The organism is Micromonospora sp. ATA51 (assembly GCF_016802855.1).
GTDB classification, from domain to species: domain Bacteria; phylum Actinomycetota; class Actinomycetes; order Mycobacteriales; family Micromonosporaceae; genus Micromonospora; species Micromonospora sicca.
The window spans coordinates 1-11097 of the sequence record NZ_JAEVHJ010000224.1 but is presented as its reverse complement, the minus strand read 5'-3'; the positions used below and the strand labels follow the sequence as shown (position 1 = coordinate 11097).

Here is an 11097-nt window from a genome sequence, read left to right as displayed (position 1 = left end):
GCGGGGACGACCCGCACGCCGGGTTCGGCGGGCGGGGACGAGAAAACCGGCAGCCGAAACGCTGCACGGCGTCTCGTCCCCGACCCAACAGATTCAGGCACTTGACCGCACCCAGCCGAGCCTGCCGCTCAAGCCCGGTCGGGCCGGCACGATGACCCACGACTACAAGCGCCATGGCACCACGACCCTGTTCGCCGCGTTGGATGTGCTCACCGGCAAGGTGATCGGCAAGTGCTTCGCCCGGCACCGCCACGACGAGTTCCTGCGCTTCCTGCGCACCATCGACACCTCCGTGCCCCGCAAGCTGCAGATCCACATGATCGTCGACAACTACGGCACCCACACCCACCCCAACGTGAAGGCGTGGCTGGCCAAGCATCCACGCTTCCACCTGCACTTCACCCCGACCAGCTCGTCCTGGCTGAACCTGGTCGAGCGCTGGTTCGCCGAACTGACCGACAAGATGATCCGCCGTGGCGTGTTCCGCAGCGTCGACGACCTCGTCAAAGCGATCGAGGAGTACCTGCGGGTACACAACGACGACCCGAAACCATTCGTGTGGACCGCAACCGCCGAATCGATCCTGGCCAAGGTCCGACGTGGACGCGCCGCCCTCCAGCAAGCGGCTAGTCAAAACTGAGACGGAACACTAGTGGTGTATGCGGCCATGCCGAGGGTGAGCAGGTGCGGGCGGTCGTCCGCGGTCCAGTCGGCGTTCTGGTTGCCGTCGCGGATCAGTTCGGGCGCGACGTGGAGCAGCAGTGACGTCTCCAGTTCGCCAGCGTGCATATCCTCGTGGCTGTCCGTCTCCATGCCCGCGTCCTCGCGCGCCTTGGTCCAGTCGCGGGCCTGCGGGAACAGGCTCATGGTTGAACCATGGGTCGCCGTGTACTCCTGCACCACGTCGCTATCGACAGCGGGGCCCGGCCGGCCTGGTTCGGGGCGGCCCACGCCACCGGCACGCCGGCGTCGACCCCTGCAGTGATCATGTCGGCGGCCAACTCGGATCTCGTGGCGAACTCGACCTCGTCCGGGACGCCGGCGGCCTGGCAGCGGTCCCGGTCATCGGTCCACGACACGGGCAGGTAGACCCTGCGGTCGATCAGGATGACGTCTCGGATCCTCTTGACGCTCCCGTCGCTTCGCGTCAAGGCAAGAGTTCGCGCGGCAGGATCTGACGGCCGACCGGCGTGCTGTCGAGTCAACGGAACGCGCTTATTTACGGGTCGCTGGTGCCTCGCGGCCGAGGCGGGCCCGGGCTCGGGCCATACGAATGGCGGCGGTCAAGGCCGTGATGTCGTAGGCGCCGTAGTGGCGGCGGCCGTTGATGAAGAACGTCGGGGTGCCGGACACTCCGCTGTTGTCGGCCGAGTCGATGTCGCTTTCGATGCGGCCGGCGTGGGCCTGGCTTATCAGATCGTCGTAGAAGCGTTTCTGATCCAGACCGAGGTCGCCGGCGTATTTGATTAGATCAGTGATGTTCAGCTTGTCCTGGTGGTCGAGCAGCAGGTCGTGCATCTGCCAGAACTTGCCCTGAGCGGCCGCTGCTTCGGCGGCCTCGGCTGCTAGCCGGGCTTGCGGGTGCACGTCTGACAGAGGCAGGTGACGCCACACGAAACGCAGGTCGGCGTGGCCCAGCAACTGGCGGACGACTGGCTCGGCCTTCCCGCAGTACGGGCACTGGAAGTCGCCGTACTGCACCAGCGTTACCGACGCACCGGCTGGGCCGCGGACGTGGTCCTGCTTCTCGTCGACCTCTGGGATGAGGTCGATCAGCTCCGTCATGTCGCCGAAGAGCGCCCGGGTGCGCTTGTCCTTGGGCAACATGTTGGTGACGCGGAACGCGGTCCAGGTCAGCGTTGAGGATACGATCGCGGCGCTGAGCACCCCGACTTTGGCCTCGGCCAGTTGGTCGCCGGTGAAGGCCAGGCTGGCGATCAGCAGCGACACCGTGAAGCTGACACCGGCGATCGTGCCGCTGCCGAGCACGCCCGCCCAGCCCACGGCCGGACGGATGCGGCCGTGCGAGATCCAGGTGAGCCCGGCCGAGGTGCCGATCACGGCGAGCGGCTTGCCGACGACATACCCGAGCAGCACGCCCCAGGTGACAGGCGACGCGAACGCCTTGGCCAGGAACGGACCGTCGATGCTGATGCCAGCGTTGGCCAGGCCGAACAGCGGCACGATGACGTAGCTGGACCAAGGGTGGTAGATGCGCTGAAGGCGGTCGTTGGGCGATAGCGTATTCGCGAGGCCGATCGAAGCCGTACGCGCGAGCTTGGGCGTCGGCTGCTCACGGAACGACCGGAACAGCCCGCTGACCTGCTCGAGCTCAGCTCGGCCGGGAGAGTAGGCGAACGCGGTCAACCCGATGGCCAGTCCGGCCACCACCGGGTCGACTCCGCTGACCAGCAGCGCGCCCCACATCACGATGGCGACCGGCACGTACGCCGAGCCACGTCGGACGCCGGCCGCGCGGATGGCCAGCATGACCGCGAACGCCGCTACGGCCACCACGATGGGCATCATTTTGATGTCGTCGCTGTAGACCAGGGCGATGACGATGAGTGCGATCAAGTCGTCGACCACGAACACGGTGAGCAGGAAGATCCGGACCCGGTCGGGCACGCCCCGGCCGAGCAGTGCCAGCAGGCCCAACGCGAGGGCGGTGTCGGTCGACATAGCCACGCCCCAGCCATGCGCGCCCGGCCCGCCGTGGTTGATCAGCAGGAAGATCAGCACCGGGATCAGCATGCCGATCACGCCGGCCACGCTGGGCAGCACGAAACGTCGCCGGTCGCGTAGGTCGCCGAGGTCGAACTCGCGCCGCGCCTCAAGGCCGACGACCAGGAAGAACAGCGTCATCAAGCCGCTGTTGATCCAGGTGTGCAGGTCGCGGGAGAGCTCGAGGTGCCCGAGGCGCAGGGACAGTTGGGTGCGCCAGACGGCTTCGTAGGAGCCGAGGTCGATGTTGGCCCAGAGCAGTGCGGCGACGATGGCGGCCACGAGCACGCCGGCGCTGCCGGACTCAGTTCGCAGAAAGGCTCGTAGCGGTGCCGCTAGATTCGGCATCCCGATCGTTCGGCCGCTCATCTTGGTTTCGGTCACACGTCACCTTCCGAAGCGCTGGCCGGGATATTCGCCTGCGGCCGTAGCGGTCGCCGAGCGCGCCGGCCAGCAGGATCAGCGCGGCCAGGCCGCGACCTGGATCAGCTCGCTGTCGCAGCTCAGCGCGTCAACGTCGAGCTCGGCATGAGGCACTGCAACGCTCGCTCGAACCCGGCACACCGTCCACCGTGGCCCGGCCGATCACACTGCGAGCCATGCGCGACGCCGGCCTCACCCCCACCGTGTTCGTCGCGCCGATCCTGCCCGAACTGACAGACAGCACCGAGCAGATCGACGAGTTGATCGGCACCCTGGCCGACGCAGGGGCAGGCAACATTCTCCCGACACCGCTGTACCTGATGCGCGGCCCCAAGGACCTGTTCTTCGCCTGGCTGCGCGCCAGCATCCCGAACTGCTCTCCACGTACGCCGACCTCTACGCGCACGGCTCGCGCACGCCCCGTCATTACCGCGACCTCGTCCGGGCACGGGTGAACCAGGCATTGCAGCGCCACGGGCTGCCGATCCCCGACGACACGACCTCCGACAAGTTCGCCCTGCTCGGCAGACGCTCCACCGCCACCGAGCCGACCGCACCGACTCTGTTCTGAGCTGCCGGCACGAGTCACCGGCCATCCGCCAGGACCAGGACCTGCGCCGCATGCAAGGCGCCGCATCGCGTTCAAGCTGTCGCGATCGACGGAAACACTGTCGCCGCCTGGGGCGGAACGACAACCGCTTGCTGCTCGGCCGTGATCGCCGAGCAGCAAGCGGCCTGATTTCAGCGCGGCCCGACGAACTCGGTCCTCACGCTCCATGCGAACTGAATCAGCAGGGTCACCGGGGACTTCTCGGCAATGTTATGCATCACCTTCAAGTCGTCGGGGTCAGGTTCTTCGCTCAGCGTGATCGTGCGTTGCAGGTAACGCTCTGCGCCTTCCTGCTCAGGTTCGTGGTAGCCGATCTCGACGGTGATGTCACCGGCGGTGTCGTACTTATAGTCGACATACTGCCGCAGCGTCTGAGCAGTGCACGACGCGAGCGCCATCAACAGGTACTCCGTCGGCGTCGGGCCTTCGCCGAGTGCGCCGTTGTGCGGTTCATCGGCGACGAACGTGAAGCTGCGGGTGGTCATGTCCGTGCGCCGGCGCTCAGTGGCCGGAAGGACAGCTCGGGCGGATGCGACGACACGGTCCCGATCGGTTTTCATCAGCCGCGCCCTCCTGTAGATCCTGGTAGTGACGGTCCAGATACTCGGATCCAGCAGCAGTCGAGCCGCAGTCTGAGCGGGGGCTGTGGCCGGGCGAATCACCCCATGACCGAGTACCTCCGCAGGCTAGCCTTCGCGGACTGGATAGTCCAGTTGATCGCTCGTTGCCAGAACCGCGAGGTCCTCGTGAACGATCAACTCGGGGTGTTTTAAGCTGCACTGAGAGGCGGTTAGGACCAAGACGCCCCCAGCTGAACTCGCTCAACGCCAAACCCAGAGATGGACTCATCAGTCCGTTAAGGCTAGGATATGCCGTCGTTCACGCATCAGGGCGGCGATCGTCGTCGCCTCCCGCGACTCGGGCGGACTCAAATCCGGACAACATGAGGAACATCGATGCTCAGTGATCCGCCGTCGCAGTACGAGGCGATCCAACGACGCGAGGAACGACTCGATGGCAGCTTTCGCGCCGCGGTGAAGACGACCGGCACCTACTGTCGGCCATCGTGTCGCGCCAAGACCCCTCGCACGGAAAACGTCGACTTTCGCCCGACAGCGGCCAGCGCCCAGCTCGCTGGATACCGAGCCTGCAAGCGTTGCTCCCCCCGACGCAGCGCCCCTGGCCCGGCCGGCGCCTGGCCAGTCGACGCCTGGGTCGAGAGGCTGGCTTCGCCGTCGGTGTAGAAGTCGGCGATGGTGTGCTAGCTGGGCCAGGGACACGACCGACGAGTGGCCTCGAACAAAAGTGCACCGGGGCCGCACTCCGCGTCACAGATCTTTCCGGTCAGCTGGGTAAGACACCGACGTCTGGCGTCACCAAATGGGGGAAGTGAAGTGCCGTGTCGGCGAACGACTGATACAGAGAGGCGTTTAAATGAAAGCGATTGTTGTGACGGATGAGGCCGCAGGAACGGCCGGGATGACGCTGGCGGAGCGACCGGAGCCGGAGGCGACGGCGAACGACGTCCTCGTTGAGGTACATGCGTCGGGATTCACCCCGGGCGAGCTGACGTGGCCCGGGACCTGGACCGATCGCCTCGGGCGGGACCGCACGCCGTCGATCCCCGGCCATGAGGTGGCTGGCGTGGTCAGCGCGCTCGGCTATGGCACGAGGGGTCTGTCGGTGGGACAGCGGGTGTTCGGCCTCGCGGACTGGAGTCGCGACGGCACCCTGGCCGAGTACGTGGCCATCGAGGCGCGCAACCTTGCGCCGCTGCCGGGCGATGTCGATTTCACGGTAGGGGCGAGCCTGCCGATCTCGGGCCTGACCGCGTGGCAGGGACTGTTCGTGCATGGCCGTTTCCAGGCGGGGCAGAGCGTCCTCGTACATGGTGCGGCCGGTGGAGTCGGCTCGATGGTGATCCAGCTCGCCAAAGAGGCCGGCGCCTACGTCATCGGCACTGGACGTGCCGCTGACCGCCAGATCGCGCTCGACTTCGGCGCGCAGGAGTTCGTCGACCTCGGCAACGACGCCCTGGAAGACGTCGCCGGCGTCGATCTGGTTTTCGACGTGATCGGTGGCGACATCCAGAAGCGTTCTGCGGGTCTGGTCCGAGCCGGAGGAATGCTGGTGACCATTGCCGGCCCGCCCGAAGCACGGCCGGCGGACGGCCTGACGGTTGATTTCGTTGTCGAGGCCGATCGCGCGCAACTGGGTGAGGTCGTCCAGCGGATCAGGGATGGTCGGCTGCGGACGAACATCGGCAACGTCGCGACCCTCGACGACGCCGTCGCCGCCTTCAACCCGACCGAGCGGATCAAGGGAAAGACGATCATCCGCGTTCGCTCGTAAGGACTCGGCGGACCCAAGCGCGAGAACGACCCCCGCAGGAGCGAGAAGTACGTCGATGGCTGGGCCTTCACCTCCCGTCGACGACATGCGGCTGGGCGAGTACGACTACCGCCACGACCCGGGAGTGATCTGATGACCATCAACGAAGGCGCAGCCCCATGACCGACCCAACCGAGCCGACCCGCTACGCCTTCGAGTACCCCGACGAGGCTGGATACCCCGACGAGAAAGGCACCCTCAGCCAGGACCAGGCCGTCCTCATCGACGAGGTAATCGACGATCCCCACGCCCCCGCGTTTGACTTCCAAGTCGTCAACGACGAGAAACTCGGCATCTACGACGCCATCGTCGGGGACCGAGCAGTGGCCGGGCTGACCTACAACGTCGCCGGAGACGACCGACTCGTGCTGCTGGCCACCTCGGTGTTCCCCGAGTTCCGCAAACAGGGCATCGCCACCGAGCTGATCCGACGCGTCCTGGACGACGTGCGCGTGCAAGGCAAGACGGTCACCATCATGTGCCCGATCGTGCGCACCTTCATCGAGCACAACCCCGAGTACGCCGACCTCATCGACCCCGAGCACCCCGGAGTTACCCAGGATCACACCCATTTGTCCTAAACCCACTTATTAGCTGCCCCGACAGAAAGTGTGACAATGACGATCAATCTCGAGGCCGAGGCGGCCACCCGGGAAGAGAACAACGCGGCGCTCATCGCTGCTCTGAACGAGGCAAGTCTCAGCGAGGTGGAATCCAGCTGGGAGCTCGATGTCATCAACGACGCGGAGCGCGGTCGCTGGATCGCCGCCCTCGGCGCCGAAGCGATCGCCGAGCTCTCGTACCGGTTCGTGGGCGGCCGTGTCGTGCTGCTAACGACCTGGGTCGACCCCGCCTACCGACGCAATCGGGTGGCCACGGAGCTCGTCGCTCGCGTGCTGGACGAGATCCGCGAGAGCGGGAAGAAGATCACCGTCATCTGCCCGGTCGTGGGTGAGTTCATTGCCCGCAACCCGGAATACCTCGATCTCATCGACAAGGTTCATCCCGGTGCCGGCGCCTACCCCCAGCACGAACCCGCGGGCTAAGGGCAAGAAGATCATTCGGGTTCGTCCGTAAGGACGCGGAGACAACGGAGACCCCCGTTACGTCATAACGGGGGTAGACGAGGACTGTTACTGAGAGAGGTAGTCAGATGAAAGCGATCGTGGTGACGGACCGGGCCGCGGGAACGGCGGGGATGACGCTGGTGGAGCGGCCCGAGCCGGACGCGGCGAGGCTCGCCAGTCTTGAGGGCGCGAACTACGGCGATGTCGTCGTTGAAGTTCATGCGTCGGGATTCACCGGGAATGAGCTGGAGTGGCCCTCGACCTGGATCGATCGCCTCGGCCGTGACCGGACGCCGTCGATCCCCGGCCACGAGGTGGCCGGGGTAGTCACCGCTCTCAGCTATGGAGCAACGGGGTTGTCGGTGGGACAGCGGGTGTTCGGCCTTACGGACTGGACTCGCGACGGCACACTGGCGGAGTATGCCGTCGTCGAGGCGCGCAACCTTGCGCCGCTGCCGGGCAACGTTGACTTCACGGTGGGCGCTGGCGTCGCGATGGCGGGCCTGACCGCGTGGCAGGGGCTGTTCGATCATGGCCACCTCCTGGCGGGACAGAGCGTCCTGGTGCACGGCGCGGCTGGCGCAGTCGGTTCGATGGCGACGCAGCTCGCCCGTCAGGCCGGCGCCTACGTCATCGGCACCGGACGTGCCAGCGGCCGGCAGACCGCAGTCGACTTCGGCGCGCACGAGTTCGTCGACCTCGACAACGACACCCTGGAAGACGCCGGCGGAGTCGATCTGGTCTTCGATGTCATCGGCGGCGACATCCAGAAGCGGTCCGCGGGTCTGGTTCGAGCCGGAGGAACGCTGGTGACCGTCACCGGGCCGCCGGAGGTGCGGCCAGCTGACGGCCTGGCGATCGACTTCGTTGTCGTGTCCGACCGCGCCCAGCTGGGTGAGATCGTCCGGCGGGTCCGGGACGGACGCGTGCGGACGAACATCGGCAACGTCGCGGCCCTCGACGACGCCGTCGCCGCCCTCAACCCGACCGAGCGGACCAAGGGGAAGACGATCATCCGCGTTCGTCCATAATTTTCTCTTCTCGCCTCGTTCGTCGTCGGTCGGTGGCCTCGAGCAGTTCTCGCCAAGCGCACGAACGGACCACCTAGTCCAAACGTACGGCACTCGGGCGTGCATGGCGAGCAGTCAAATGCCATACTTGGACTTCAAAGTCCGGCGGGGCCTGTCTGATCGCGCGGCGTAACTACACGTTGGAAGGGTGAGCCGATGAGCAGTGAAGGACAAGCACTGGTAGCCGAGGAGCTGATCGACAGCCTCGATCATGGCCGCTTTGAGCTCTACCGCGACAGCGAGCTAGTCGGCTGGCTCTACTACACCCACCTGAAGCCCAACCGGTACGCCCTCCGGCACACCGAAGTCGAGTCGAGTCATCAACACCAGGGCGTGGCGGGCGCGATGGTGCGGCGAGTACTCGACGAGATCCGCGCCCGCGAGGGCACGATCACCGCAATCTGCCCCTTTGTGGTCGACTACCTCTCGCGAACGACCACCTATGTCGATCTGATCGACGCCCGACACCCCGGCTACTCCGATCGTGCTGCTGCCGAGTCGGCGCGGGCGAAGGCCGGTGGCTGAGACTACCGGGCCGCGCGCCGGAGACCCCTCGGACGAGCCCTATCGCGGCCTCACGACGTTGTCGCGCGGTGGCCTAGTTCCTCCGCAGCATTGCCGTGAGCGCGGGCGGCGCTGAGATCGTGGGTGGCACCGGGCAGCGCGGTCGATGCCCAGATCAGCCGACCCGCCGCGTCCGCGATGACGTGCACGTTCATGCCGTGCCGCCTGTGTTTGCCGGAGTAGCAGGGCTTCTGGTCGGCGACCCGGTCGACCGGGGTCAGCGTGCCGTCGAGGATCGCGTACGCCAGCCTTTGGATGCGTCCATGGCGGCGGCCAGGTCGTCCGCGGCTGCGGCGAGTAGAGCGACAGCTTCGCGGACGTAGCGCCAGGCGGTGGCGACGCCGATGCCGAACCCGGCTGCGAGGCGGGCGTCGGTGTCGCCGTTGCGCAGATGGGCGAGGGTGAGTAGGGCTTGCCGGCCGGGTTCCAGGCGCCGCCACCGGGATCGACGCTGCCGGCGGTGGTTACGGAGGCATTCGGCGAGGTGGTTCAGGGTTCGACTGGACAGCGGGATCGTGGCGGGGTGAGACAGCACGGCGACGCTCCGGGTCGGGGCATCGGATCTTGGTCGACTGCTGTCTTACCTGTAGCCTCGCCCTCATCGATCTCCGGGCTGCTCGCACCCGCCGTGACCAGCCTGATCACGATGAAAGGGCTAAATTAACGGGTCGGCTCGCCGGACGGCTCCGAGAGGAACGATTTGATGTGTTCCAGCGCCATGTCCAGAGCAACTTCCATGGGTGCGACGTTGTGCGCGGCGTTCGCCAGCAAGTAGCCGCCTTGCAAAGCTGCCATCAACCCCGTGGCCAACTTCTCCGGGTCGGCGTCCTGGCGCAGTGCACCGCTGTCCCGCATCCGGTGCAGACCGTCACTGATCAGCTTTTCCCATGCCGCAAACGTCTCCAACAGCATCGATCGAGCCTGCTCATCTTGATCGGACAGCTCGACAGCCATCGACCCGAGGCCGCACCCGTATTTGCCGTTGTTCAGCGAGTTGGCCTGGACCAGCGCGTTACGCCACCGGACCAGCCCTGAGAACGATCTCAGTCGTTCGAGCCCTCCGCGCTCGCGCTGAAGCACAAGCGCGCCTCGATATTTGACCAACGCGCGCACGAGCTCCTGCTTGTCGGCGAAGTGGTGGTAAAGCTGAGACTTGCTCGTCTGGCTTGCCTCGCGGACGTCGTCAAGGGTCGTCGCGTTCACTCCGCGCACGAACATCAGCCGGTTCGCCGCCTCGAGGATCCGCTCTCGCGTCGCGATGCCCCGTTGACTGATCCTCCGCTGCTTCGTCGGCGCAGCCACCTGCTCGTCGCCCATCGGTCAAGTGTATCCAGCGCGCCAGGAAATGCATGGAGAATGGGACCTTTGAGTCCATCCGGCGTCATGTCGCATTCGTGTGATGGTGAAGGACGAACGCATGCGCCGTCAGCTTTATTGAACGGGTGTCCGCGAGATCATCGATAGATCGGGTCTTTTCCTGGACTATTTGGTCCCCGCTGTGGCAAGCTGCTGCTCAGGAGTTGCTCGGCGATGCGTCGTGAGCGGCGCGCCGGAGGTCAGCGTGTGTCAACGCTGCCAGTGGGACGCGCTGCCTGCCGACGTCCCGCACCACAAGCTGGTCTACCACTACTTCACGACCTGGACCCGCGACGGAACGCTCAACCGCATGCACAACAGACTGCGGGAACAGGTCCGCGAACAGGTCGAGGGTCGTAACCGGCAGCCGACGGCTGCGCTGGTCGACTCCCAGTCGGTACGCGGCGCGGAGACCGTCGGCCGGCCAGGGCGCGGCTTCGACGCGGGGAAGAAAGTCAACGGCCGGAAACGGCACCTCGCCGTCGACACCTGCGGACTACTGCTCGCGATCCTGGTCACCGGCGCCAACGTGCAGGATCGCGACGCCGCCCGGCCGCTGCTGTCGCCGCTACGCGCCTGCTTTCCCGCCATCGGCCTGACCTGGGCCGACAGCGGCTACGCCGGCCGGCTCGTCGGCTGGGCCGCCGCCCACCTCACCCTGACCGTGCAGATCGTCGCGAAGCTCGCCGGGCAGACCACCTTCGTCGTCCTGCACCGCAGATGGGCGGTCGAGCGCACGTTCTCCTGGATCAACCGGTGCCGACGCACCGTCCGAGACTATAAACGGCTACCCGACCACCACGCCGCGATGGTCCAATGGGCCATGATCATCGTCATGACCCGCCGCCTCGCCCGCCACCAAAACACCTGAAACCCTTATTTACCAGGCTCT

13 protein-coding genes and 2 pseudogenes are annotated in these 11097 nt (G+C 66.2%); 9 read left to right on the top strand and 6 right to left on the bottom strand.

Going from position 1 to position 11097, the window contains the following annotated elements; genetic code table 11:
- On the top strand, positions 1 to 640 hold a 640-nt coding region (locus JNW87_RS26990), incomplete at its 5' end, for an IS630 family transposase (protein ID WP_238454653.1).
- On the opposite strand, the gene JNW87_RS26985 is transcribed toward JNW87_RS26990, so the two are convergent.
- From JNW87_RS26985 to nhaA, 3 genes and pseudogenes are all read right to left on the bottom strand, one after another.
- Entirely contained in the window at positions 631 to 900 is a 270-nt protein-coding gene (locus JNW87_RS26985) for a creatininase family protein (protein ID WP_309234060.1), read from the bottom strand. The two genes, JNW87_RS26990 and JNW87_RS26985, sit on opposite strands and share 10 nt — an antisense overlap.
- 29 nt (positions 901 to 929) lie before the next feature.
- Positions 930 to 1106: pseudogene (locus tag JNW87_RS26980) on the bottom strand (transposase); the annotation flags it as partial.
- Positions 1107 to 1215: 109 nt separating this feature from the next.
- On the bottom strand, positions 1216 to 3108 hold the full coding sequence (nhaA, locus tag JNW87_RS26975; RefSeq protein ID WP_238454651.1) for a Na+/H+ antiporter NhaA: 1893 nt from the start codon (positions 3106 to 3108) through the stop codon (positions 1216 to 1218).
- A 215-nt stretch (positions 3109 to 3323) separates the two neighbouring features.
- Here nhaA and JNW87_RS26970 point away from each other — a divergent pair, with 215 nt between their 5' ends.
- Positions 3324 to 3602: a hypothetical protein gene (locus tag JNW87_RS26970; RefSeq protein ID WP_238454650.1), complete on the top strand. Its 279-nt coding sequence runs from the start codon at positions 3324 to 3326 to the stop codon at positions 3600 to 3602.
- 286 nt (positions 3603 to 3888) lie between these two features.
- Here the strand turns inward: JNW87_RS26970 and JNW87_RS26965 are convergent, their stop codons facing one another.
- A complete protein-coding gene (locus JNW87_RS26965) occupies positions 3889 to 4317 on the bottom strand; it encodes an OsmC family protein (RefSeq protein WP_238454649.1) in 429 nt (142 codons plus the stop codon).
- A gap of 396 nt (positions 4318 to 4713) precedes the next feature.
- Here JNW87_RS26965 and JNW87_RS41715 point away from each other — a divergent pair, with 396 nt between their 5' ends.
- The 6 genes from JNW87_RS41715 (at position 4714) to JNW87_RS26940 (ending at position 8810) form a co-directional block, all read left to right on the top strand.
- Positions 4714 to 5001, top strand: a complete 288-nt coding sequence (locus tag JNW87_RS41715) for an Ada metal-binding domain-containing protein (RefSeq protein WP_375373546.1) — start codon at positions 4714 to 4716, stop codon at positions 4999 to 5001.
- Between the two features lie 190 nt (positions 5002 to 5191).
- The gene (locus JNW87_RS26960) at positions 5192 to 6109 is read left to right on the top strand and encodes an NADP-dependent oxidoreductase (RefSeq protein WP_238454648.1); all 918 of its coding nucleotides are present in this window, start codon (positions 5192 to 5194) and stop codon (positions 6107 to 6109) included.
- Positions 6110 to 6267: 158 nt separating this feature from the next.
- Positions 6268 to 6729: a GNAT family N-acetyltransferase gene (locus JNW87_RS26955; protein ID WP_109805769.1), complete on the top strand. Its 462-nt coding sequence runs from the start codon at positions 6268 to 6270 to the stop codon at positions 6727 to 6729.
- 36 nt (positions 6730 to 6765) lie between these two features.
- Positions 6766 to 7194, top strand: a complete 429-nt coding sequence (locus tag JNW87_RS26950; protein WP_109805768.1) for a GNAT family N-acetyltransferase — start codon at positions 6766 to 6768, stop codon at positions 7192 to 7194.
- A gap of 107 nt (positions 7195 to 7301) precedes the next feature.
- A complete protein-coding gene (locus JNW87_RS26945; protein WP_109805767.1) occupies positions 7302 to 8246 on the top strand; it encodes an NADP-dependent oxidoreductase in 945 nt (314 codons plus the stop codon).
- Between the two features lie 195 nt (positions 8247 to 8441).
- On the top strand, positions 8442 to 8810 hold the full coding sequence (locus JNW87_RS26940; RefSeq protein ID WP_109805766.1) for a GNAT family N-acetyltransferase: 369 nt from the start codon (positions 8442 to 8444) through the stop codon (positions 8808 to 8810).
- Positions 8811 to 8902: 92 nt separating this feature from the next.
- Here JNW87_RS26940 and JNW87_RS26935 read toward each other — a convergent pair.
- Both JNW87_RS26935 and JNW87_RS26930 read right to left on the bottom strand, forming a co-directional pair.
- Positions 8903 to 9384, bottom strand: a pseudogene (locus tag JNW87_RS26935) (transposase family protein); the annotation flags it as partial.
- A 125-nt stretch (positions 9385 to 9509) separates the two neighbouring features.
- The gene (locus JNW87_RS26930; protein ID WP_109805765.1) at positions 9510 to 10166 is read right to left on the bottom strand and encodes a TetR/AcrR family transcriptional regulator; all 657 of its coding nucleotides are present in this window, start codon (positions 10164 to 10166) and stop codon (positions 9510 to 9512) included.
- Positions 10167 to 10386: 220 nt separating this feature from the next.
- Here JNW87_RS26930 and JNW87_RS26925 point away from each other — a divergent pair, with 220 nt between their 5' ends.
- Positions 10387 to 11076 carry an IS5 family transposase gene (locus JNW87_RS26925; RefSeq protein WP_161558015.1) on the top strand — a complete coding sequence of 230 codons (690 nt, stop codon included), beginning with the start codon at positions 10387 to 10389 and terminating at the stop codon, positions 11074 to 11076.
- The last annotated feature ends 21 nt before the right edge of the window (positions 11077 to 11097 follow it).

Excerpts from the sequence above, each read along its gene's own strand:
- JNW87_RS26970 (WP_238454650.1), top strand. The coding sequence starts at position 3,324 with ATGCGCGACGCCGGCCTCACCCCCACCGTGTTCGTCGCGCCGATCCTG.
- JNW87_RS26965 (WP_238454649.1), bottom strand. The coding sequence starts at position 4,317 with ATGAAAACCGATCGGGACCGTGTCGTCGCATCCGCCCGAGCTGTCCTT.
- JNW87_RS41715 (WP_375373546.1), top strand. The coding sequence starts at position 4,714 with ATGCTCAGTGATCCGCCGTCGCAGTACGAGGCGATCCAACGACGCGAG.
- JNW87_RS26960 (WP_238454648.1), top strand. The coding sequence starts at position 5,192 with ATGAAAGCGATTGTTGTGACGGATGAGGCCGCAGGAACGGCCGGGATG.
- JNW87_RS26955 (WP_109805769.1), top strand. The coding sequence starts at position 6,268 with ATGACCGACCCAACCGAGCCGACCCGCTACGCCTTCGAGTACCCCGAC.
- JNW87_RS26950 (WP_109805768.1), top strand. The coding sequence starts at position 6,766 with ATGACGATCAATCTCGAGGCCGAGGCGGCCACCCGGGAAGAGAACAAC.
- JNW87_RS26945 (WP_109805767.1), top strand. The coding sequence starts at position 7,302 with ATGAAAGCGATCGTGGTGACGGACCGGGCCGCGGGAACGGCGGGGATG.
- JNW87_RS26940 (WP_109805766.1), top strand. The coding sequence starts at position 8,442 with ATGAGCAGTGAAGGACAAGCACTGGTAGCCGAGGAGCTGATCGACAGC.
- JNW87_RS26930 (WP_109805765.1), bottom strand. The coding sequence starts at position 10,166 with ATGGGCGACGAGCAGGTGGCTGCGCCGACGAAGCAGCGGAGGATCAGT.